At 64.3% G+C, this 23,051-nt stretch carries 20 protein-coding genes; 15 read left to right on the top strand and 5 right to left on the bottom strand.

The genetic code is table 11. From position 1 onward, the window contains the following. Positions 1 to 10: 10 nt before the first annotated feature. Entirely contained in the window at positions 11 to 2,374 is a 2,364-nt protein-coding gene (locus ECTOBSL9_RS07510; protein WP_063464540.1) for an ABC transporter permease, read from the bottom strand. Continuing rightward, complete coding sequence (locus ECTOBSL9_RS07515) at positions 2,374 to 3,072, bottom strand: ABC transporter ATP-binding protein (protein WP_063466076.1); 699 nt, start codon at positions 3,070 to 3,072, stop codon at positions 2,374 to 2,376. The genes ECTOBSL9_RS07510 and ECTOBSL9_RS07515 overlap by 1 nt, the downstream gene beginning before the upstream one ends. Positions 3,073 to 3,236: 164 nt before the next feature. Between ECTOBSL9_RS07515 and kaiC the strand changes: the two genes are divergently transcribed. Further along, entirely contained in the window at positions 3,237 to 4,910 is a 1,674-nt protein-coding gene (kaiC, locus tag ECTOBSL9_RS07520; RefSeq protein ID WP_063464541.1) for a circadian clock protein KaiC, read from the top strand. Next, positions 4,907 to 5,188 carry a circadian clock KaiB family protein gene (locus tag ECTOBSL9_RS07525; RefSeq protein WP_063464542.1) on the top strand — a complete coding sequence of 94 codons (282 nt, stop codon included), beginning with the start codon at positions 4,907 to 4,909 and terminating at the stop codon, positions 5,186 to 5,188. The genes kaiC and ECTOBSL9_RS07525 overlap by 4 nt, the downstream gene beginning before the upstream one ends. 5 nt (positions 5,189 to 5,193) lie before the next feature. Here the strand turns inward: ECTOBSL9_RS07525 and gshA are convergent, their stop codons facing one another. Continuing rightward, positions 5,194 to 6,765, bottom strand: coding sequence for a glutamate--cysteine ligase (gene gshA / locus ECTOBSL9_RS07530; protein ID WP_063464543.1), 1,572 nt, complete (start codon positions 6,763 to 6,765; stop codon positions 5,194 to 5,196). A 151-nt stretch (positions 6,766 to 6,916) separates the two neighbouring features. On the opposite strand from gshA, the gene ECTOBSL9_RS07535 reads away from it, so the two are divergent. The 5 genes from ECTOBSL9_RS07535 to ECTOBSL9_RS07555 all read left to right on the top strand — a co-directional run bounded on the left by ECTOBSL9_RS07535 (position 6,917) and on the right by ECTOBSL9_RS07555 (position 10,767). Continuing rightward, positions 6,917 to 7,702, top strand: coding sequence for a M90 family metallopeptidase (locus tag ECTOBSL9_RS07535; protein WP_063464544.1), 786 nt, complete (start codon positions 6,917 to 6,919; stop codon positions 7,700 to 7,702). Further along, positions 7,699 to 8,316, top strand: a complete 618-nt coding sequence (locus ECTOBSL9_RS07540; protein ID WP_063464545.1) for a DUF2058 family protein — start codon at positions 7,699 to 7,701, stop codon at positions 8,314 to 8,316. The genes ECTOBSL9_RS07535 and ECTOBSL9_RS07540 overlap by 4 nt, the downstream gene beginning before the upstream one ends. Further along, a complete protein-coding gene (gene fliL / locus ECTOBSL9_RS07545) occupies positions 8,313 to 8,720 on the top strand; it encodes a flagellar basal body-associated protein FliL (RefSeq protein ID WP_063464546.1) in 408 nt (135 codons plus the stop codon). Before ECTOBSL9_RS07540 ends, fliL begins: the two co-directional genes overlap by 4 nt. 119 nt (positions 8,721 to 8,839) lie before the next feature. Next, positions 8,840 to 9,703, top strand: coding sequence for a DUF2914 domain-containing protein (locus tag ECTOBSL9_RS07550; protein WP_082829810.1), 864 nt, complete (start codon positions 8,840 to 8,842; stop codon positions 9,701 to 9,703). Further along, a complete protein-coding gene (locus tag ECTOBSL9_RS07555) occupies positions 9,700 to 10,767 on the top strand; it encodes a GTP-binding protein (RefSeq protein ID WP_063464548.1) in 1,068 nt (355 codons plus the stop codon). The genes ECTOBSL9_RS07550 and ECTOBSL9_RS07555 overlap by 4 nt, the downstream gene beginning before the upstream one ends. Here the strand turns inward: ECTOBSL9_RS07555 and ECTOBSL9_RS07560 are convergent. Continuing rightward, positions 10,703 to 11,005 carry a BolA family transcriptional regulator gene (locus ECTOBSL9_RS07560; protein WP_063464549.1) on the bottom strand — a complete coding sequence of 101 codons (303 nt, stop codon included), beginning with the start codon at positions 11,003 to 11,005 and terminating at the stop codon, positions 10,703 to 10,705. The two genes, ECTOBSL9_RS07555 and ECTOBSL9_RS07560, sit on opposite strands and share 65 nt — an antisense overlap. Before the next feature lie 177 nt (positions 11,006 to 11,182). Here ECTOBSL9_RS07560 and pepN point away from each other — a divergent pair, with 177 nt between their 5' ends. Both pepN and recQ read left to right on the top strand, forming a co-directional pair. Next, entirely contained in the window at positions 11,183 to 13,828 is a 2,646-nt protein-coding gene (gene pepN / locus ECTOBSL9_RS07565) for an aminopeptidase N (protein WP_063464550.1), read from the top strand. Between the two features lie 13 nt (positions 13,829 to 13,841). Continuing rightward, a complete protein-coding gene (recQ, locus tag ECTOBSL9_RS07570) occupies positions 13,842 to 15,674 on the top strand; it encodes a DNA helicase RecQ (protein WP_240481085.1) in 1,833 nt (610 codons plus the stop codon). A 7-nt stretch (positions 15,675 to 15,681) separates the two neighbouring features. On the opposite strand, the gene crp is transcribed toward recQ, so the two are convergent. Next, the gene (gene crp / locus ECTOBSL9_RS07575; protein ID WP_063464552.1) at positions 15,682 to 16,320 is read right to left on the bottom strand and encodes a cAMP-activated global transcriptional regulator CRP; all 639 of its coding nucleotides are present in this window, start codon (positions 16,318 to 16,320) and stop codon (positions 15,682 to 15,684) included. 191 nt (positions 16,321 to 16,511) lie between these two features. Here crp and ECTOBSL9_RS07580 point away from each other — a divergent pair, with 191 nt between their 5' ends. The 6 genes from ECTOBSL9_RS07580 (at position 16,512) to ECTOBSL9_RS07605 (ending at position 23,024) form a co-directional block, all read left to right on the top strand. Beyond that, positions 16,512 to 16,928 carry an OsmC family protein gene (locus ECTOBSL9_RS07580; RefSeq protein ID WP_063464553.1) on the top strand — a complete coding sequence of 139 codons (417 nt, stop codon included), beginning with the start codon at positions 16,512 to 16,514 and terminating at the stop codon, positions 16,926 to 16,928. A gap of 279 nt (positions 16,929 to 17,207) precedes the next feature. Beyond that, on the top strand, positions 17,208 to 17,831 hold the full coding sequence (locus ECTOBSL9_RS07585; RefSeq protein ID WP_063464554.1) for an XrtA/PEP-CTERM system exopolysaccharide export protein: 624 nt from the start codon (positions 17,208 to 17,210) through the stop codon (positions 17,829 to 17,831). A gap of 81 nt (positions 17,832 to 17,912) precedes the next feature. After that, positions 17,913 to 19,475, top strand: coding sequence for an XrtA system polysaccharide chain length determinant (locus tag ECTOBSL9_RS07590; protein ID WP_063464555.1), 1,563 nt, complete (start codon positions 17,913 to 17,915; stop codon positions 19,473 to 19,475). After that, positions 19,472 to 20,545, top strand: coding sequence for an XrtA-associated tyrosine autokinase (locus tag ECTOBSL9_RS07595; protein ID WP_063464556.1), 1,074 nt, complete (start codon positions 19,472 to 19,474; stop codon positions 20,543 to 20,545). The genes ECTOBSL9_RS07590 and ECTOBSL9_RS07595 overlap by 4 nt, the downstream gene beginning before the upstream one ends. Then, on the top strand, positions 20,542 to 21,981 hold the full coding sequence (locus ECTOBSL9_RS07600; protein WP_063464557.1) for a TIGR03016 family PEP-CTERM system-associated outer membrane protein: 1,440 nt from the start codon (positions 20,542 to 20,544) through the stop codon (positions 21,979 to 21,981). The genes ECTOBSL9_RS07595 and ECTOBSL9_RS07600 overlap by 4 nt, the downstream gene beginning before the upstream one ends. An 8-nt stretch (positions 21,982 to 21,989) precedes the next feature. Next, positions 21,990 to 23,024 (top strand): XrtA/PEP-CTERM system-associated ATPase, encoded by a 1,035-nt coding sequence (locus ECTOBSL9_RS07605; protein ID WP_063464558.1) that lies wholly within the window; start codon positions 21,990 to 21,992, stop codon positions 23,022 to 23,024. The last annotated feature ends 27 nt before the right edge of the window (positions 23,025 to 23,051 follow it).

Here is a 23,051-nt window from a genome sequence, read left to right on the forward strand (position 1 = left end):
ATCCAGCCCCTCACTCCGCCGTCTTCAACGCCGATACCATGTCCAGTTCTCGCAGCCGGCGCGCGATCAACAACAAGGACAGCACCGAGGCCAGCAGTACCCCGCCGGCGGAGAAGGCATAGCTGCGGGGCGTGATGATCATCGGCACCCGGTACATGTCCATGGTCATGGCCTCGTTGAGCAGATAGGCGAACCCGGTACCCACCAGCCAGCCCAGGGGGATGGCGGCCAGGGTGATCACGGCGATCTCGCCGATCAGGATCCAGCTCACCTCACCCCGGCTGAAACCCAGCACCCTCAGGGTGGCCAGCTCCCGGGCCCGTTCGGCAAAGGCGATACGGGCATTGTTGTACACCACCGCGAAGGTGATGGAGCCGGCCATGAGCAGCAGGATGCCCATCATCACCAGCACCGTATCACCGATGTATTCCCGGAACTGACGCTCCACGTCATCGATCTGGCCGATGCCCGCGACCCTTGGGGCCTCCCAGAGCCGGTCGAACAGGTCGGTCTCATGGGCCGTGTCGGTGAGCAGCCACACGCCACTGATGGCCGGGCCTTCGCCCATGAGCCGGTTCAGGGCGCGGCGCTCCATATAGGCACTCACGCCGATGGGCTCGTCCACGGTACCGGCCACCTCCACGCTCACGGTGCGTCGGTGCCCCTCCAGGACCTCCACCTGAAGGGTATCCCCCGGGCGTACACCCAGATAGTCGGCCAGATATTGGGTGAGCAGCAGACCCTCTGGCGGCAGACGGGTGGGGCGATGGTCCTGGTCCAGCAGGCCCCGCAGGGCGGGTTCCGCCTCCATGCCCATGATGGCGGTGCGATAATCCTGCCGCCCATGGCTGAGGTGCACGGGCACACTGCGATAGCCCTCGGCATGGTTCACCCCGGGCATGGCCCGCAACTCCGCCAGGGCCCGCTCCGGTGTGGGATCGGTGAAGGTGACATGCACATCCATCTTCATCACCAGTCGGTATTGCAGATCCAGCAGATGATCCACGGCATTGAACTGATAGCTGCCCAATAGCAGCAGACTGCCCGACAGCCCGATGCCCACCATGGACATCAGCCCCTTGAGCCGGTGACGGGACAGGTTGCGGATGATGATGCGGCTGGGTTGATCCAGACGCTGCCCGAGGACGGAACGCTCCAGCCAGGAGGGACGAAAGCGCTCCGGTGCGGGTGGCCGCATGGCCTGGGCCGGAGGCAGTCGCACCGCCGCGCTCACCGCATGCCAGGTGCCCAGCAGGGCGGCGCCCGCCGAGATCACGAAGGCCAGGGCCAGGATGCGCGGCTGCAGCCGGAAACTCAGCTCGGGAAAGCGGAAATACTCCGCATAGATCTCCGCCATGGCCTCGGCGGCCCAGGCCCCCAGGGCCACCCCCAGCGCCCCGCCGCCGACCACGATGACCCCGGTGAACAGGCCATAATGGATGGCCAGATCCAGATGGCCATAGCCAAAGGCCTTGAGCAGGGCCACCTGCTGGCGCTGGGTGCGGATGATGCGGCCCATGAGCACATTGAGCAGAAAGGCAGCCACCCCCAGAAAGATGGTGGGCAGCACCCAGGCCATCACCCGCAGCTGATTCAGTTCCTCCGACAGGAAGCGATGCGAGACCTGATCGTCGCGCCCCGTGGCACCAATGCCCCCGTACAGGGCCAGGATCTGGTCCACGGCGTCGATCACATCGGCTTCCCGGGCCCCGGCCTGCAGGCTGAGCACCACGTTGTTGAAGGCACCGTCCATGTCCATGGCATGGCCCAGGGCGCGACGGTTCATCCACAGCACACCAAAGCGGGCATAGTCGGGCAGCAGATCCGCCGGCCCCAGCTGATAGATGAACTCCGGCGAGAGCCCCACGCCGCTGATGGTCAGCCGCTCCAGCCGACCATCGATGATGGCGGTGAGGGTATCCCCCGGCGCCAGATCATGGGCCTGGGCGAAGGGCTCGCCGATCACCACCTGATCGTTGCGCCCGGATTCGGGCAGGGTTCCCTGACGCAGGTACAGCCGGTTTAGCCGAGGCTGTTCCCCATCGGGCAAGGAAACCAGCAGGCCGCGAACGGGATCGTCGAAGCCGGCCACTTCCAGGCGCACCGGGGCCTTTACCCGGGTCTGCACCTGATTCACGCCGGGGATGTCCGCCAGCCGCCCGGCCACCCCCTCGGGGGCCCGTTTCAGATCGGCGAAGACCTGAGCGAAGTGATGACTGTCGTAAAAGCGGGCCTTGGACAGGGAGATGGCGTCCAGGGTGGTCACCGCCAGGATGAGCACCATCACGCCGGCGGCGATCACCACACCAATAGCCGCCGCCTGGCCCTTGAGGTGGGCCAGGTCCCTGAGCAGTTTGCGGTGCAGCGGGGCCATCACCAGGAAAGCTGGGAGGGGGATTTGCGCCCCGGGTTATCGGTGACCTCCTGCACCCTTCCATCGGCCAAACGAATCACCCGGTCGGCCATCTCCCCGATGACGGCGTTATGTGTGATCACCGCCGTGGTGGTACCCAGCTCAACATTGATATCCTGCAATACCTGCAGCACACGGATGCCCGTGGTGGAATCCAGGGCGCCGGTGGGCTCGTCGCAGAGCAGCACGTCGGGCCGTTTGGCCACCGCCCGGGCAATGGCCACCCGCTGCTGCTCTCCGCCGGAGAGCTGGGAAGGGAAGTGGTCCAGCCGTGAGGACAGGCCCACCATCTCCAGGGCCGCCTCGGGCGTCATGGGGTTGCGGGCGATCTCGGTGACAATGGCCACGTTCTCCCGGGCGGTGAGGCTGGAGATGAGGTTGTAGAATTGGAACACAAAGCCCACATGGTGGCGGCGAAACCGGGTGAGGCTCTTCTCCGTGGCGTTGACCAGGTCCTGCTCCCGGTAGCGCACCTCACCGCTGGACGCAGTGTCCAGGCCGCCCAGGATGTTCAGCAGGGTGGACTTGCCGGAGCCCGAGGCCCCGAGCATCACCACCAGTTCGCCGGCATACAGGGACAGGTCCACCCCGCGCAGGGCGTGGATTGCCACCTCACCCATGACGTAGGTCTTGGTCAGGTGGCGGGTGAAAAAGACCATTTCTTTGGTGTGGGCATGATCAGGCACACGCTATTCCCTTGAAACCAAAGGGCCATGGACGCAGTATGCGGTTCACGCATCGGGCCCACAAGCAATCGGCTATCGTACTGGGTACCTGAGGGCAGCTTGCGGCGGCGCCCGTCCATCCTCAATGGGAGATCACCTTGAATTCATCAAAACCGGAAACCATCAATACCGGCATCCAGGGCCTGGACTTTGTGCTGCAGGGCGGCTTGCCGCGCGGCCGTCCCTCTCTGGTCCGCGGTGGTCCGGGCACCGGCAAGACGGTGATCTCCTTGACCTTTCTCTGCCATGGCATCAGCCAGGGTGAGCCCGGCGTACTGGTCACCTTCGATGAGGACCCCGAGGCCCTGCTGCACCACGCACTGGGCTTTGGCTTCCCCGCCGACACCTACGTGAAGGAAGGCAGCCTGCGCATCCTCGACATGCGCCCCGATCAAAGCGAGACGGCGGGGGAGGGGATCGAGCTCACCGCCATCCTCACCCGTATCGAACATGCCCTCAAGCAGACCGGCGCTCACCGCCTGGTGCTGGACGCCATCGACGGCATGGAGGGGGCCTTTCCCGGTCAGGCAGGGCTGCGCAAGGAACTCAATCGGGTGTTCAACTGGGTGCGCGAACTGGAGGTGACCACCTTGATCACCACCGGCGAGGTGGAGAACTTCAGCACCCGGTTCGGCCTGGAGGACTACATCGCCGACTGCGTGATCGCCCTCAAGCAGGAGGTGAACAATCGGGTGATGACCCGCCTGTTGCGGGTGGTGAAACGCCGTGGCGGCCCGCATAACACCGGGGAGTTCCCCTTCCTGCTCGACTCACAGGGCATTTTCATGGTGCCGGTGAGCGGCGCGGTGCTGGATGCCCGGGTTTCCAGCGAACGCATCTCCAGTGGCGTGCCCGGTCTGGATCAGATGCTCGGCGGCAAGGGCCCCTACAAGGGCTCCACCATCCTGCTGTCAGGTCAGGCGGGCACCGGCAAGACCAGCCTGGCCTCGGCCTTTGCCCAGGCGGCGTGCCGGCGCGGCGATAAGGTGCTGTACATCAGTTTCGAGGAGAGCGTGGACGAGCTGGTGCGCAATCAGAGCAGCATCGGCGGCGAACTGGCCCATCACGCCGGCCCGGAGGGTGAGTACCGTTTGGTCATGGAGCCGGTGCGGGCCATCGAAATGGGCCTTGAGGAGCACCTGATGCGCATCATGCGCGCCCTCAGCCAGCACCGACCCGACCTGATGGTGCTCGATCCCATCAGCAGTTTCGCCAATCGCTACGAGGGTGATGGCGCCAAGGAAATGTTGCTCAGGCTCATGTACCTCATCAAGGAACAGGGCATCACGACGGTGACTACGGAGCTGCTGGGTGACGCCAGCGGCGGCGTGAGTCACCTGGACGTGTCGTCCCTGATCGATGTGTGGATCAAGCTGCGTCGCCACGAGGGCAATGGCGAGCTGAACCGCCTGATCACGGTGATCAAGGCCCGTGGCCTGGCCATCTCCAATCAGGTGAAGGAATTCCGCATGACCGATGCGGGCATGACCATCGAGGACCCGTATGTGGGCGAGAGTGGCATCGTCTATGGCACGGCCCGGCATGCACGTCAGGCGGAGGATGACCAGGTCATTGCCCAGTTGCATCAGGAACTGGAGCAGGCCCGGCGTCTGCGTGAGGAAACAGAAGAGATCAACGCGGCCCGTGAACGACTGGCCCGGGCCGAGCGCGAGGCCCGAGCGGTGGACCTGGACCGTCATGTGATGGAACTGGAGCGGCGCCTGGCGTCCATCGAGGGTGCCCGTTCGGCCATCCGCAGGAGTCGCCAATGACGCAGTACCTGCTCAGGCTCTACATCGCCGGCATGACCCCGGCCGCCCGCCGCGCCATCGAGAATCTGGATGCGCTGATGGCGGATATGGCGGGGCAGGAAATGGACATGCAGGTGGAAGTGGTGGACATCCTGGAGCGCCCGCAGTTGGCCGAGGATGAGCGCATCCTGGCCACCCCGGTGGTGGTGCGCAAGCTCCCACCCCCGGTGCGGCGGGTGGTGGGGGATCTGTCCGAACGGGAGCGGGTGCTGGTGGGGCTGGATATTCTGGAGCGGTAGGGGGTCTATTGGGCAAAATACCGCCGCAGATACTCCCCGAACTCCACTTCATCCTCCGCCTCCATGGCCCGCTGCTGCGCCAGCGACACGCGGGCCTGCTCCTCCAGTTCCGCCTCCCTGGCCCCATCCAGCCGCGTATCCCGAAAACAGGCTGCGTGCTCCCGGGACATGCGCTTGGCCACGTGATGGAACCCCTCCTCGTTCTGTGCCATTCGTGCCAGCATCTGTGCCGATGGGGTCAGATCCGCGTTGTCCACCTTGGCCTTCTGGCTTGCCAGTGATGCCGTGTAGGGCCTGGCCGGATCATCGCCATCCAGAATGCGGCACAAGGGCTCCATGGCCTGCAGGACCTCCTCGGCCCAGTAACGAAGCGAGATCTGTTCACCCCCACGCATCAGCTTGAGGGAAGGGTCCCGGCCCCGATGGGCGGTGGCGCCCTGATTGTGGTCGATGGCAAACCGCTCCAGTTCACTGATGGGCGGGCTGTCGTTGAGCAGGGCGAAGATCATCAGGGCTTCCAGGAAATACAACTGGGACTCGCCCACTCCCAGGGGCTCAAAGGCGTTGATGTCCACCGACCGCAGTTCCACATAGGCCACCCCGCCCCGGCGCAGGGCCGCCGTGGGCTTCTCATTGCCCTGGGGGATGGGCTTGGGACGCACGGTACTGTAGTACTCGTTCTCGATCTGCAGGATGTTGGCGTTGAGCTGGCGATACTCCCCGTCCACCACCACGCCCAGGCGCTCGTACTCGGGCGAGGGCGTGGCAATGGCCCGGCCCAGGCTCTGCACATAGCCTTCCAGGTTGTCGTAGTTGGCCTTGATGCCGCTCTCTTCCTCCTTGCGGTTCTGATAGCCGATGTCCCCCAGGCGCAGGCTGGTGGCATAGGGCTCGTAATAGGTGCCCTCATCAAATTCCGCCAGGGTGGTGGGCTTGCCCGCCAGGAAGGATTTGCACACCGCTGGCGAAGCCCCGAACAGGTAGGGCACCAGCCAGCCCAGGCGCTGCAGGTTGCGCAACATGCCAAAGTAGATTTCGTCCCGAAAGGCGCGCTCCTCGCCACCAGCACCCAGGATCTCCTGATAGGCCGGCCAGAAGGCCTGGCTCATGGAAAAGTTGAAATGCACGCCGGCGATCACCTGCATCAGCCGCCCGTAGCGCAGCCCCAGCCCCAGGCGGTAGACGGTCTTCATGCGTCCGGCGTTGGAGTGTCCGTAACGGGCCACGGGGATGCCCCGCTCGCCCTCCAGCACGCAGGGCATGCTGGTGGCCCAGAGCAGTTCCTCGCCGATGCGCGGATAGGTGAACAGGTGCAGGTCCCGCATGAAGTCCAGGGCCTCCCGGGCACTGGTGCAGGGCGGGGTGATGAACTCCAGCAGGGCCTCGGAATAGTCCGTGGTGATCCAGGGGTGGGTGAGGGCGGAACCCAGAGCCGCGGGATGCGGGGTCTGGGCGATGCCGCCGTCAGCGCGCACGCGCAGGCTCTCCTTCTCCAGACCAATCAGGCCGCTGCGCAGTGTGTGGGCCTGTTCGCGGGACAGCAGACGCTCCAGGCGGGCTTGGTAGGATGCGTACAACGTGGCGGATCCTTCGTCTTTTGAATGGCTTGTATGGATGATTGCGCCCCCAAGAATACTGCATGGCGGCGCGCCTGTGGGCCGTGCCCCATGACATGCTGCCGCATCTGGCTGATAATGCCCGCAGACCCAAGCCCGCGCCGACCACTCCATGGCCTCCCTGCTCCGCGCCTGGCAACGCCGCCGCGCGCTTGCCCGAGATACCATTCCGCCCGCCCTGTGGCAGCAGGGGGTGGAGTCCGTGATGCTGCTGGATGGCATGGACGACGCCTCCCTGCAACGGTTGCGGCGCCTGGTGGTGCCCTTTCTGGCGGAAAAGCGTCTCTACGGGGCTCATGGTCTGGAGGTGACTCCGGCCATGGCCCTGAACATCGCCCTGCAGGCCTGCCTGCCCATCCTTGAACTCGGCCTGGACTGGTACGACGAGTGGGCCACGATCGTCGTCTATGAAGATGACTTTCTCCCGCATCATGAGGTGATGGACGAGATGGGCATCCTGCACGTGGAGGACATGCCCTACAGCGGCGAGGCCTGGGAACGCGGCCCGGTGCTGTTATCCTGGGGAGCCATGGCCCGGGGCGAAACCCTGGCCATCCATGAGTTCACCCACACCCTGGACATGCGCAATGGCGCCGCCAACGGCATGCCACCCCTGCACCGGGAGATGCGGGTGTCGGACTGGACCCGGATCATGACCGCGGCCTACGATGACCTGAACCGGCGCCTGGATCTGGAACAACCCAGCGATTTTGATCCCTATGCCGCCACCGATCCCGGAGAGTTCTTTGCCGTGATGAGTGAGTATTTCTTCGCCCGGCCCCGGGTACTTCAGCGGGAATATCCGGATGTCCATGCACAGTTCCGCCAGTTCTACCGCCAGGATCCGGCAGAGCGTCGGATGTTGAGGGCGCCCATGCCCATCAGGAGTGACAGATGAGCCAGCTTCGCGATCAACTTCTCAAGGCCGGCCTGGTCACCGAGGAACAGGCCCAAAAGGCCGAGGAGGTTCAGAATCGTCCTTCCCGTGCCCGGGATGGACGCCCGGCGCGGGGCGGCGGGCAGGGCCGGTCGGACAACCGCAAGGGTGGGGCGGCTCGCACCAAGAAGGCCCGCCCTCAGGGCCGTACGGACAAGCCCCGGCGGGCCCCGGAGCGCGAGGCGCGGGCGCCGGCATCGGCACCCGATGGGCCTGCCAGGCCCTCCAGGGGGAATCGTGGACAACCCAGTCCCCAGGCACGCGCCCTCAAGCAGGAACTCAGGGAATTGATTGCCGCGCATCGGGTCAATCAGGATCAGGCCGAGCAGCCCTATCACTTCCAGGTGGGGCAGACCATCAAGCATCTGTATGTCACCGAGGAGCAGCAGGCGCAGCTGGCCGATGGGCAGCTGTGCATCGCCTTTCTGGACGGACGTCGGCATCTGCTGCCTGCCGTCATTGGTCGTCAGATCCTGGAGCGGGACCCGAGTCGAACCGTGGTCTTCCCCGGAGAGCCTGATGAAGAGGTCGATCCGGTATCCACCCCACCCCAAGAGGAAGAACATCGCCCATGAAGACAAGCACCTACATCCTGCCCCCCCTGCTGGCCATGATGCTGCTCTTCGCCTCTGCCCAGGTGGCCTGGGCCGGTGATGGCGACTACCCCGGCTATATCGCCCTGGAACCTGCCCTGGTGGTGAATCTGGATAACCCGCGCCGTGCCCAGTTTCTGCAGATCCAGGCCCAGTTCTACGTGGAGACAGCCGCCGACGCAGAGCGGGTGCAGCGGCACATGCCGGTGATTCGTGATCGCATGATCACCTACTTTGGTGGTCGCGATCCGGACAAGGTCCGCGGCGCCCAGGAACGCGAACGGATGCGTGCCGAGGTGCTGGATCATTTGCGCGAGGCCATGGAGGAGACGACCGGCGCACCCTCCGTCAGCAACCTCTATTTCACCGGTTTCGTCGTCCAGTGAATCGGCGCTAACCGGGCTGTGACGGGTTCCGCGGAGTTGAGCCCGGTCAGTGGTAATGGGTGCCGATTCACCCTATCCTCCCGTTAAAAACCACACAGCTGCAGGGAGTCCATACCGTGATGAGAAACAATCCACGTTCCTCCAGTATTGTCGGCTCGGTGCTCATGCCCGGCATCCTGGCCCTGGCCTGCGCCTCGGGCACGGCCCTGGCTCACAACCACACCGAAGATGAGCAAACCGCCAGCGCCAAGGATGCGGCCTCCGAGATGGACGCGGCCCGTAATTTCGAAGAACCTTCCGAGGCCATGCCGCGGGAGGCGCCCGCCATGGATGAGCCGCCCGTCAATGCTGCGGAGGCGGATGCACCCGGGATGCCCCCCGTGCAGGACGGTGGCCCCGCCATGGATGAGCCGGCCCTGGATGAGGCCCCCGAGGCCGCCCCTCCCGCTGATCCGGTCGATGCCCCGGCCATGGATGAGCCTCACGATGCCATGCCCGAAGAGGCCCCCGCCATGGACGCCGACCCGGGTGTGACCGAGCCCGCCATCACCGAGCCGGACATCACCGACGAACCCATGGACGCGCCGGCCGAGGAACCCACCGAGCCTGCCCAGCCGGAGGCTGCCGCCGAGGAGCCGGAAATGGCCCCCGAACCGGGCCCGCGAGGCCAGGTGTCCCGCGGCCAGTTCACCTCGGGTATCGATAACCGCGAACCGGTGGACAACCTCACCCGGGTGGATGCCGGTGCGGAGCAGGTGTATTTCTTCAGCGAGATCATGTACCACGAGGGCGGCGAGATCATCCACCGCTGGCGTTACCGGGATAACCAGGACATGGGCAACATCCACTTTGATGTGGGCGGCCCCCGCTGGCGCATCTGGTCCATGAAGACCCTGGATCCGGCCTGGACCGGCCCCTGGCGCGTGGAAGTGGTCACCCAGGACGGCGAGGTGCTGGACACCTATCGGTTCGAGTTGCGGTGAGTGGAGCCGTCCTCAACCTGATCACCGGCTTTCTGGGCGCCGGCAAGACCACCGCCATCCTGCACCTGCTGGCACACCGCCCGGCCCATGAGCGCTGGGCGGTGCTGGTCAACGAGTTCGGCGAGGTGGGCATCGACGGGGAGATCCTCGCCGATGCGGCCGGTGACGAGATCCGGGTGCGGGAGGTTTCCGGTGGCTGCATCTGCTGCACCGGGGCCATGAACCTGCGGGTGGCACTCACCAAAATACTCCGGGAGATCCGCCCGGATCGCCTGCTGGTGGAGCCCACCGGGCTGGGGCATCCCACGGGCATCGTGGATACCCTGCGCGACCCCTGGCTGGCCTCCGCTGCCCGGCTGGGCAACATCACCTGCATCGTGGATCCGGCCGGGTTCAGTCAGGAGCGTCTGGAGAAATCCCTGATCTACAAGGATCAGCTCACCCTGGCCGATGTGGTGGTGATCAACAAGACCGATGTGGCCCCGGCTGACCAGCTGGAAGCCCTGGAGGCCTTCGTGGCGGGGCTGTACCCACCGAAGCAGGCCGTGGTGCGCACCACCCACGGCCGGATCGATCCGGCCCTGCTGGATCTGGAGGCGTCCGGCGTGGACAGGGCAGGGGAGCGGGGTGTCCTTACGGTGATGGCGCCGGCTGGTGCGTTCGTTGTGGGCAGTGGGCCCGGTTCGGTTGCGGCCCCCCTGAGCGGCGCAAGCCCTGGTACTCAGGCGCCGGCAGCCGATACGGCGCGTGGCTGGCGATTCGCGCCGGAGGATCGTTTCGATCTGAAAGTGCTGGAGGGCTTGTTCAGCAAGCCACCGTTCAGTGAACTGGTGCGCGCCAAGGGCGTGGTGCGCACCGGGCGGGAATGGTACCGGTTCGATTGGGCCGAGGGGCGATTCTCCACCGCCCCCATCGCCTGGCGCCGGGACAGTCGGGTGGAGTTGATTGCTGATGAGGTGCTGGATTGGGTGGCGGTGGAGAAGGCGCTCACGCAGGCCCTCACCCCATGCAAGGCGGCGACTCCTTCACCCGCCCGCCGCGTGCCGACCACTCCTGGGGCGTGAAGGTGTGCAGGGCCAGGGCATGCACAGCCCCCTGCAACTCATCCATCAACAACGCATTCACCTGCCGGTGCCTGGCCAGCAGCCGCTGACCCTCGAACGCATCCGCGGCCACCGTCACCTTGAAATGGGACTCTGAACCCGCCGGCACATTGTGACCATCGCTCTCGTTCTCCACCTCAAGATAGGCAGGGTTCAGCCCCTGGGACAGCTTGCGTTCGATCTGTGACTGCACACTCATAATTCCGACCATTATGCTGTGGATTGCAGGCCGCATCATCCGATATCCGCGCCGGGCAGGCAAGTCTTCGCGCGGGCCTTCCTCAGCGGCCCCTTGGCCGCCTGCTATCCCAAACGTTATAGTAAGGAATAGCCAGCTACCCCGGCCAGAGCGCCCGGCCAGAATGGACACCGCCCCATGAAAGAATCCACCCCCGCCGCCATCCACCTCACGGACTATGCACCGCCCCAGTGGCGCATTGAGCAGGTGGATCTGTGCTTCCTGCTGGACCCGGTCGATACCCGTGTGCAATCCCGGCTGCAACTGCGCCGCGCGGTGAGCCAGGAGGCGCCGCTGGTGCTCCAGGGAGAGGAGATCAAGCTGATCAGCCTCACCGTGGACGGGCAGCCCATGGCCCCGGGCAATATCCAGCAGGACGAGGGCAGCCTCACCCTCCACGAACTTCCCGCCCAGTGCACCCTGGAGATGGAAACCGCCATCAGCCCCGAGGCCAACACAGCCCTGTCGGGGTTGTATGTCTCTGGCGGCAATTTCTGCACCCAGTGCGAGGCGGAGGGGTTTCGGCGCATCACCTGGTTCCTGGACCGGCCCGATGTGATGACCCTCTTCACCGTGCGCATCGAGGCCGACAAGGCCCGCTACCCGGTGCTGCTGTCCAATGGCAATCTCACCGACGCCGGCGACCTGCCCGAAGGGCGCCATTATGCCGTCTGGCACGACCCCTTCCCCAAACCCAGCTACCTGTTCGCCCTGGTGGCCGGGGATCTGGTCTGCCAGCAGGACAGCTTCACCACCTGTTCCGGTCGGGAGGTGGACCTGCGCATCTATGTGCAGCGCCACAACCTGGATCAATGCGACCACGCCATGCGCTCCCTGAAAAAATCCATGCGCTGGGACGAGGACACCTACGGCCGGGAATACGATCTGGATATCTACATGATCGTGGCCGTGGACGACTTCAACATGGGGGCCATGGAAAACAAGGGCCTCAATGTCTTCAACTCCAAGTACGTGCTGGCCCGGCCGGATACCGCCACCGACGATGACTTCGTGGCCATCGAGAGCGTGATCGCCCATGAGTATTTCCATAACTGGTCAGGCAACCGGGTCACCTGCCGGGACTGGTTCCAGCTCTCCCTCAAGGAAGGGCTTACCGTCTTCCGCGACCAGGAGTTCACTGCCGACCAGAGCCTGCGGGCGGTGAAGCGCATCGGCGATGTGCAGCGCCTGCGCTCGTTGCAGTTCCCCGAGGATGCCGGCCCCATGGCCCATCCGGTGCGGCCCCAGTCCTATATCGAGATCAACAACTTCTACACCATGACGGTGTACGAGAAGGGCGCCGAGGTGGTGCGCATGATCCAGACCCTGGTGGGCCGGGAAGGCTTCCGTCGTGGGCTGGATCTTTATTTCGAGCGCCACGACGGCCAGGCGGTCACCACCGATGATTTCGTTCAGGCCATGGAAGACGCCAATGCCCGGGATCTGCGCCGTTTCCGCCGCTGGTATGACCAGGCCGGCACCCCCGTGCTGGACGTGGCCGGGGAATACGACGCGGCCACCCAAAGCTATCGCCTCACCGTGCGCCAGTCCTGCCCGCCCACCCAGGGGCAGTCGGAAAAGCTGCCCTTCCATATCCCCCTCACCGTGGCCCTGCTGGACAGTCAGGGCCGGGAGATCCCCCTGCGCCTGGAAGGCGAGAGCCAGGCCACCCCCGGCGAGCGGGTGATAGAACTCACCGCCCCGGATCATGTGCTGGTGTTCCGCGACGTGCCCGAGGCCCCGGTGCCCTCGTTGCTGCGAGGATTCTCGGCGCCGGTGAAGCTGAAATTCCCCTACACCTCCGAGGAGCTGGCCTTCCTCATGGGCCACGACACCGACGACTTCAACCGCTGGGAGGCGGGCCAGCAGTTCGCCGTGCAGATGCTGCAGGGGCAGATCGCCCACATCCAGGCCGGCCGCGAGCCCCGGCTTGACCCCCTGTTTCAGGAGGCCTTCGCCAGGGTGCTGGACAACGACACCCTGGATACCGCCCTGGTGGCCGAGGCCCTCACCCTGCCGGGCGAGACCTACCTGGCCGAGCAGATGGACGTGGTGGACGTGGATGCCATCCACCAGGCGCGCCAGTTCACCCGCCGTGCATTGGGCGAGGCCCTGGCGGCGCGCTTCCGGGCCGTGTATGACTCGCTGCAGGACAGCCCCAGTAAGGATGGGCAACAGATGGATGCCGCCGCCATGGGGCGTCGGCGCCTGCGCAACCTGTGCCTGGCCTATCTGTGTGCCGCCGGCGACACCAACGCCCAGGCTCTGGCCGAGGCCCAGTACCAGGCCGCCGACAACATGACCGATGCCATGGGTGCCCTGCGGGCCCTGATGGACTGCCCTGGGGAGATTCAGGAACGCAGCCTGGCCCACTTCGAGGCCCGCTGGCGGGAAGAGCCACTGGTGCTGGACAAGTGGTTCGGCCTGCAGGCCACCGCCAGTGCCCCCGGGGCCCTGGACCGGATCCGTCGCCTGATGCAGCACCCGGTCTTTTCCATCCGCAACCCCAATCGGGTGCGCGCCGTGCTGGGGGCCTTTGCCATGGCCAACCCGGTGCATTTCCATGCCGCTGATGGCAGCGGCTATGAACTGATCACCGATCAGGTGCTGGAACTGGATGGCCTGAACCCCCAGATCGCCGCCCGGCTGGTCACCAGCCTGAGCCGCTGGAAGCGATTCGATGAGCAGCGCCAGGGGCTGATGCGGGCCAGCCTGGAGCGCATCGTGGCCCACCCGGGGCTGTCCCGGGACGTGTACGAGATTGCCTCGCGGAGTCTGGGGTGAAAAGATAGGCGGCATGCACACACACAGCGCGACGATCATGGACGATCAACCCCTGGATATCCTCCGATCCACCTTCGGTTACGAGCAATTCCGCCCGCCCCAGGACCAGGTCATCGACACCCTCATGCAGGGCGGCGATGCACTGGTCCTGATGCCCACGGGGGGCGGCAAGTCCCTGTGCTATCAGATCCCCGCCATGGCTCTGCCGGGCACGGGGGTCGTGGTGTCTCCCTTGATTGCCCTCATGCAGGACCAAGTGGCTGCCCTGCGCCAGGCGGGGGTGCGCGCTGCCTATTTGAATTCCACCCTGCATTGGGAAGAGGCTCAGGCAGTGGAACGGGACCTGCTGCGTGGCGAGCTGGACCTGCTCTATGTGGCTCCCGAGCGCCTGCTCAACGAACGCACCCTGGCCCTGCTGGGGCGGGCACGCATCAATCTGTTCGCCATTGATGAGGCCCATTGTGTCTCCCAGTGGGGCCATGATTTCCGGCCCGAATACATCAAGCTCTCCCTGCTGGCCGAGCACTGGCCCCACATCCCCCGCATCGCCCTCACCGCCACCGCCGACGAGCGCACCCGTCAGGAGATCCGGCAGCGCCTGGGGCTGGACCGGGCCCGGGTGTTCATCAGCGGCTTCGACCGGCCCAACATCCGCTACCGCATCACCCAGGGCAGCGGGAATGCCCGCCGGGATCTGCTGCGCTTCATCCAGCAGACTCACCCGGATGAGGCAGGCATTGTCTATTGCCTGTCCCGCAAGCGGGTGGACGAGATCGCCGACTGGCTCTGCGACCAGGGGCTGACCGCGCTGCCCTACCACGCGGGCCTGGGCGCCCAGGTGCGGGAGGCCCATCAGCGGCGGTTTCTCAATGAGGAAGGGGTGATTGTGGTGGCCACCATCGCCTTCGGCATGGGCATCGACAAGCCCAATGTGCGCTTCGTGGCCCACCTGAACCTGCCCAAGAGCATCGAGGCCTATTATCAGGAGACCGGCCGCGCCGGTCGTGACGGGCTGCCGGCGGATGCCTGGATGAGCTACGGCCTGCAGGATGTGATCACCCTGCGGCAGATGGTGGACAGCTCCGAGGCGGACGAGAGCCACAAGCGGGTAGAGCGCCACAAGCTGGACGCCATGCTGGGCCTGTGCGAGATGACCACCTGTCGTCGCCAGGCCCTGCTGTCCTATTTTGGCGAGACGGAGTCCGAGCCCTGCGGCAACTGCGACACCTGCCTGGAACCCCCCGAGACCTGGGACGCCACCGTCCCCGCCCAGAAGGCCCTGTCCTGTGTGCATCGCACCGGGCAGCGGTTTGGCGTGAACTACCTGGTGGACGTGCTGCGCGGCAAGGATGATGCCCGTATCAAGCAGTTCGGCCATGACCGCGTGAGTGTGTTCGGCATCGGCAGCGACATGGGCGTGAACGAGTGGAAGGGGATCTTCCGGCAGATGATCGCCCGGGGCCTGCTCACGGTGGACCTGGAAGGCCACGGCGGCCTGCATCTCAACGAGGCCTGCCGGCCGGTGCTGCGGGGGGAAATGCAGCTGATGCTGCGCAAGGAGGTGCGGCCTTCTCGTGCGCCCAAGGAGCCCCGGCGCACCGCAGCGGCGAGTCTGGACAGCCCCGAGGACCAGCGCCTATTCGAGGCCCTGCGCGCCTGCCGGCGTCGGCTGGCGGACGAGCAGGGGGTGCCGCCGTATGTGGTGTTTCATGATGCCACGTTGATGGAGATGGCGGAGGTGCGACCGGAGAGCCTGCGGGCCATGGCGGCAATCTCCGGGGTGGGGGAGAGGAAGCTGGAGGCTTATGGAGAGGAATTCCTGGAGGTGATTTTGAGGTTTGAGTAACCTTTCATCACCGCGCGTTGAACACCACCACGGTCTTCCCCTTGGCCGTGATCAGTTCCCGCTCTTCCAGGTCCTTGAGTACCCGCCCGGCCATCTCCCGGGAACAGCCCACGATCTTGGCCAGCTCCTGGCGGGTGACGCGGATCTGCATCCCCTTGGGGTGGGTCATGGCGTCCGGTTGCTGGGCCAGCTCCATCAGGGTGCGGGCGATGCGGCCGGTCACGTCCAGGAAGGCCAGGTCGATCACCTTGCGGCTGGTCTCGCGCAGGCGCACGGCCATCTGGGTGGCCAGCAGGAACAGGATGGTGGGGTCCTGCATGGCCAGTTCGATGAACTTGGGGTAGTGGATCTCCGCCGTCTCGGTGGGCGTGCGGGTCACGATGCCGGCGCTGCGCGCCTGGGAGGAAAACACACCCATCTCCCCGAAGAACTGCCCCGGGTTCAGGTAGGCCAGCACCATCTCGTGCCCCAGTTCATCCTCGATCATCACGCTGACCGAACCCTGAATGATATAGTAGAGCGTATCCGGGCGATCCCCCGCGTGGATGATGGTGGCACGGGCGGGGTATTGGCGACGATGGCAATGGGCAAGCAATTTATCCAGTGCCTCTTCAGGCGCCTGTTGTTGCTTGAGTAGACTACTCATTGTCCACCTCGTGGGGGCAGGACGACGAACCGCCAACGCTAACAATGGGGGAGGCGGGGCCTGTATCCGCTGATGCGTCGGATGAGCTGAGGGCGCTTATCTTATTATTTTCCCAGCGTCGAGTTTATGGTAGCCCGGGTGGATTGTCGAATATTTGCATCGGCCGAGCGCGCCGAAAGGAAGAAAGGGCTGTGAAAACCCGGATCAAATGGCTGGATAACGCAACCTTTGTGGGCGAGTCGGGCAGTGGACATGCCGTGGTGATGGACGGCCCACCGGAGCACGGTGGACGCAACCTGGGCCCCCGCCCCATGGAGATGCTGCTGCTGGGCATGGGCGGCTGCACCGCCTTCGACGTGATGCAGATCCTCAAAAAATCCCGCCAGTCAGTGACCGACTGCGAACTGGAAGTGTCTGCCGAGCGCGCGGAGACCGACCCCAAGGTATTCACCCGCATCCATGTGAATTACATCGTCACCGGTCACGATCTGTCGGAAAAGCACGTGGCCAGGGCCGTGAGCCTGTCGGCAGAAAAATACTGCTCTGCCTCCATCATGCTGGGCAAGGTGGCCGAGATCACCCATGATTTCGAGATCCGGTCACCCTGAGGAGCGCTGCGCGGGCGGGCGGTCTGTCGTAGCCGCGAATACGGGTGATACACTCAATCGCCCTGGGGATACCTGGCCATAACCAATTTTCCCAGTGCGGTATTGAAATGTGAACTGGTTCACATTACTCTCTCAAGCAGTGACCGTCGCCCTTCGGCTTCGGGTCCCGCCTGCGTTTCAGGCGTCAACCCGTTCGGATGAGGGGTTTCACGCGAATATTCCGCCCGCCCGGGCATTCGGGTAAGCGGAGCAGGGTAGGCGCCAGAAAAGGAGAAGCACGTGAGCAAGCGAAGTGTCCAGGGGTTCATCCGATACCTTCTCGTCCTCCTCGCGGCATTGGCGCTGGGCGCCTGTGCGACCAAGCACCCCCCGCTGGAAGATGTGTCGCTGGACGGTAGTCCCGACTACATCATCGGCCCCGGCGATAATGTGAACATCTTCGTCTGGCGCCAGCCCGAGCTGTCCATGTCGGTGCCGGTGCGCCCCGACGGCAAGATCACCACCCCGTTGATCGAAGACGTACCCGCCGCCAACAAGACCCCCACCGAACTGGCCCGGGACATGGAAGAGGTCCTGTCCGTGTATGTGCGGGATCCGGTGGTCACGGTCATCGTCACTGGTTTTCGCGGTCCCTACGATCAGCAGATCCGGGTGGTGGGTCAGGCCGCCAATCCTCAGGCCATCCCCTTTAACGAAAACATGACGGTACTGGATGTGATGATCGCCGTGGGCGGGCTCACCGAGTTCGCGGCAGGCAATCGGGCCTCCATCGTGCGGCATGCCAACGGTGAAACCCGTCAGTTCAATGTGCGTCTCAATGATCTGCTCAACCGCGGTGACATTGATGCCAACGCCCATGTACTCCCCGGGGACATCCTGATCATTCCGGAATCCTGGTTCTAGGTCCTTTGTGGGGGCGTGAGGGATCGCGCCCCTTGTTCGATGTGCAGTCAAGTAGTTCGCGTAGGCGAGGAGGTCGCCGCCATGCAGGAAATCCTCAATCAGATCATGGGCTACGTCAGGTCCACCTGGCGTTACCGGTGGATCGTGCTCATCGTGGCCTGGATTGTCAGCCTGATCGGCTGGGCCCATGTCACCCAGATTCCGGATCAATACCGCGCCTCCGCCCAAGTGCATGTGGACACCCAGTCCATGCTGCGTCCCCTGCTGCGGGGGCTGGCTGTGGACACCAATATCTCCCAGCGGGTGGAGTTCATGACCCGCACCATGCTCACCGGGCCCAACCTGGAAGAGGTGGCCCGGGAGGTGGATCTGCATCTGCAGGCTCGCACCGATGCGGACATGCAGCGGATCGTGAGTCAACTGCGCAGCGGTATCAACATCTCCTCGGGGCGCAGGAACGACGTCTACACGATTTCCTACACTCATGGCAGCCCTCAGCATGCCTACGATGTGGTTCAGGCGCTCATCAATCGATTTGTGGAGGGCGCTCTGGGAGATACTCGTGCGGGCACAGACCATGCGCAGCGATTCCTGGATCAACAGATCGCGGAGTACGAGGAGCGACTAACCGCCGCCGAGAGACGGCTGGCAGACTTCCGGCGTCAGAATGTAGGGATGCTGCCAGGGGATCGCGGTGATTATTATGGGCGCCTCCAGCGGGCTCAGAATCAACTGGAGACCACCCAGCAGCAGATCAACGAACTGGAAAGACGGCGCGACGAGATCCGGCGTCAACTCTCTGGTGAAGGACCTTCCGTAGGCCCCTTGGGTGGAATGCGAACGTCCCAGGCCACCGCAGCCATTGACGCCAGGATCGAGAACCTCAGGACCCGTCTGGATGAACTGCTGCTGACCTATACCGAGCGCCACCCGGACGTTCAAAGCATCCGGCGTACCATCGATGATCTCGAAAAACAGCGCGAGGAAGAGTTGATGCTCGCAAGTCAGACAGGCCCCACGGAAGATCAGTTGGCCTCCAATCCCTATTTTCAACAATTGCGCTCCAGCCTTTCCAATACGGAAGTGGAACTGGCCAGCCTGCGTTCCCGTGAACAGCGCCAGCAGTCCGATTTGGAAGAATTGGAGAGACTGGTGAACGTCATTCCCGATATTGAGGCGGAGTTGAAGCGTCTGGACAGGGATTACAACGTCAATCAGCAGCAATACAACCAGTTGTTGCAGCGCCGTGAATCAGCTGCCATCAGTCGTAGAGTGGAAGAAGGTGGCGATCAGGTGCAATTCCGGGTGATCGAGCCGGCGCGGGTGCCTTCCTCTCCTTCGGCGCCAAATCGTCCCGCCATGTTCAGCGCTTCCCTGGTGGGTGGCCTGGCCGTGGGTGCTGGCCTGGCCTTCCTTATCGGCCTGCTGCGCCCGGTGTACGACAACCGGCGCACGCTGAACTCCGTGACCGGCTTCCCGGTGCTGGGCGTGGTCTCCCAGGTGAGCAACGCCCGTATCAAGCGGCGCGAGCGAATCGAACTGGTGGCCTTTGGGTCCGTCGGTGGCCTGCTGATCCTCACCTATTTCGTGGTGGTGGCAGCGGGCGGAATTCATCTACCCATCGTGGAGCGGCTGCTGGGATGAGCGATAACGATCGAGATTTGAGCCTGATCGAAAAGGCTGCCCGCCGCCTGCGGGAGCAGGAGGAGGGCAAGGCAAGCGACGCTTCGCCCCCGCCTGCTTTCGAGCGGACACAGGTCCATGCCCGGGTGGCCGAACAGCCCGAGTCCACTCCGAAACCGGATTCGGAAGCAACTCAAGTGGCTGCCCAGGACGAGGGCGGCCTCGGGGCCAATCCGGCAGAGCAGGCCCCCCTGCATCCCCTGCCGGATGTACCTCCGCCCCCGCCGGACCTGAATCCCGAACGGGACCGTTACGTGGAACTCAACCTGGCCCATCTGCGAGAGCAGGGATTTGTCACCGCTGGCTCCGAGCGTACCCAGGTGGCCGAAGAGTTCCGCATGATCAAGCGCCCGCTGCTGGCCAATGCCTTCGGCCGCGGTGCCGACCTGGTGGAACAGGGCAATCTGGTGATGGTGACCAGCGCCAAGTCCGGCGAGGGCAAGACCTTTACGGCCATCAACCTGGCCATCAGCATCGCCATGGAGATGGACAAGACGGTGCTGCTGGTGGATGCTGACGTGGGGCGCTCCCGTGTGCATGAGATCCTGGGCACCCCCATGGGCCCCGGGCTCATCGACCTGCTGCTGGACGATAACCTGGATGTGGGCGATGTGATGATCAAGACCAACATCCCCAAACTGCGTGTCGTGCCCATGGGTAAATACCATCCCCATGCCAACGAGTTGCTGGCCAGTGAGGACATGCTGCGTCTGACCAAGGAGCTGGCGGAACGCTACCCGGACCGCATGGTGATCTTCGATTCCCCGCCGCTGCTGCTCACCAGCGAGGCGGCCGTGCTGGGTACCCTCCTGGGGCAGATCGTCTTCGTGGTGGAATCCGAGAAGACCCTCCAGGGGGCCGTCAACGATGCCCTGGCCATGCTGGATCATTCCAAGCCCATCGGGCTGGTGCTCAACAAGATGCGCTCGTCCCTGATCAGTCGCTACGCCGGCTATGGGTATGGCTACGGCTATGGTTATGGCTACGCGAAACAGGACAAAGACCAACCAGCACAGGGATCCGCCGCATGAGTCGCCCATGGGGTGGCGCGCTGCTGGGGGGCGCGGCCCTGCTCATCCTGAGCAGCGACGCCGCCGCCAACCGCTGGGACTTCACGCCCCGGGCCAGCGTGTCGCAGACCTACACGGATAACGTCAACCTGGCCTCCGACTCGGGCGACAAGGAGTCCGAGTCCATCAGTCAGCTCAATACCGGCTTTTCGCTCAGCCGCGGCGGCGGGCGCACGGACCTGAATCTGGGCTACAACCTGCAAAGCCTGGCCTACTGGGGCGATGACAGTCGCAATACGGTGAATCACACCTTTTCCGGCAACAGCACCACCGAGCTGCTCCGGGAAAGCTTCTTCGTGGATGCCTCCGCCAGTTACCGGGAGCGATTGGTGGATGGCCGGGATGGCTTTGCCGGGGATACGATCACCGATGGCAACAGAACGGGCGTGGCCACCTACCGGGTGAGCCCCTACTGGCGCCAGCAGTTCGGGCGCTTTGCCGGAGGTGAGGTGCGCTACACCTGGGACAAGACAGACTATCAGGATGCCAGCGTGGAGGGCTCCGGGAGTGAGTCCAACCGTGTTCAGGCGAGCCTCAACAGTGGTCCGCAGTTCACCACGATTGGTTGGGGCCTGACCTATAGCTGGGACCGAAGCGACTTCGAGGATGGCTCCCAGACCACCTTCGAGTCCATCGAGGGGCTGGTGCGGCTTAATCTCACGCCTCAGTTCAGTGTGTTTGCCGCTGGAGGAGAAGAGCGCAATGATTTCGAGCGCGACATTACCCGGGCAGATCCCGATGACAGCTTCTGGCGCGCCGGGTTTACCTGGTTGCCCACCCCGCGTACTTCTCTGGACGCCTTCTATGGCGAGCGGTTTTTCGGTGATACCTACGGACTGACCCTGAACCACCGGTTCCGGCATGCCGCATGGTCGATTGCCTATTCGGAGACTGTGACCACACAAAGCCGCGTTGAACTGGTCGAGGCAGGCACTGGCCTGATCATTTCTCCGATCGAGGGCACAGATGAGTTTGAAATCATCGAAGTACCCCTTTTCGATCAGGAGCTTGTACCCGACGTGTTTATCTCCCGCCAACTCAGCGTCAGCGCCTCCGGCCAGCGCTCCAAAGTCTCCTGGAGTGTCCGCGGCGCCCGCCAGGAGCGTGAGTTTGAAACCGTAAGAGGTGATCAGGAGGTCAACTCCCTCACCACCTCCACCAGCTACCAACTGGCCCCCCGCACCAGTGCCCAGGCCAGCCTGCAATGGCAAGGCACCGAGTACGATGTGGACAACCGCAAGGACGACCTCTACGCCCTCAGCTTCGGTTTGAGCCGCACGCTGGGGCCACGCACTTCCGCCTCATTGACCTACCGCCATCAGCAGCGTGACTCGGACCTGCCGGGCGGCGACTACGAAGAAAACCGGGTGACCGCCACACTCAGCGCCACGTTCTAGGGAGCGTCATGTACGAAGCCTATTTCAAGCTGGATCGCAAACCCTTCCAGCTCAGCCCCGACCCGCGCTACTTCTTTGGCAGCCGCATCCACCGGCGGGCACTGGCCTATCTGCGCTACGGACTGAGCCAGGGTGAAGGCTTCATTGCCATCACGGGGGATGTGGGCACGGGCAAGACCACCCTGGTGCGCATGCTCTTCAACGAGCTCAACGATGACAACCTCATCGCCGCCCAGATCGTCACCACCCAACTCCAGGCCGATGACCTGTTGCGCATGGTGGCCATGGCCTTCGGACTGGAGGTGGAGAAGGACAGCAAGGCAACCATCCTCTCCCGCCTGGAACGCTTCCTCACCGAGAGGGCCCGGGAAGGCAAACGCATGCTGCTGGTGGTGGACGAGGCCCAGAACCTGCCGCCCCATGCCCTGGAAGAGCTGCGCATGCTTTCCAACTTCCAGGTGGGGGGGCGCCCGCTGCTGCAGAGCTTCCTGCTGGGCCAGAACCAGTTCCGCCGCACCCTGCAGATGCCCGAACTGGAGCAGTTCCGCCAGCGCTTCCTGGCCGCCTGCCACCTCACGCCCCTGTCGGAAGAGGAAACCCGGGAATACATCGAGTACCGCCTGGAAAACTCCGGCTGGCAGCGAGACCCGGACTTCACCCCCGACTCCTTCACCGAGATCCATCGCCAGACCGAAGGCATCCCGCGGCGCATCAACAGCCTGGCCGACCGCCTGCTGCTGTTCGCCTTCCTGGAGGAGCGGCACGAGATCGACGATGCCGTGGTGCGCGCCGTGGCCCAGGAACTGGGCGAGGAGATGAACGCCCTCGCTGAAGAAACCGGTTCCGGGCCACTGGAAGGGGGCCTGGACCGTGGCGGTGTGTACGACGCCGAGGGCCTGCCGGCCCATTACTCCTGGAGCAACCTGGAACTGCGGGTCTCGGCACTGGAAAGCCGCATCCAGACCATGGAAAAGACCTTCTACCGGGAAATCTCCCAGGTCCGTCGCTTCATCAAGCATTTCCTGAAGGAGAAGACCCAGTGACCCAGGCTCCCAACGCCCCCCAGCGCA

The sequence above is a fragment of the Ectothiorhodospira sp. BSL-9 genome (assembly GCF_001632845.1).
GTDB lineage: Bacteria > Pseudomonadota > Gammaproteobacteria > Ectothiorhodospirales > Ectothiorhodospiraceae > Ectothiorhodospira.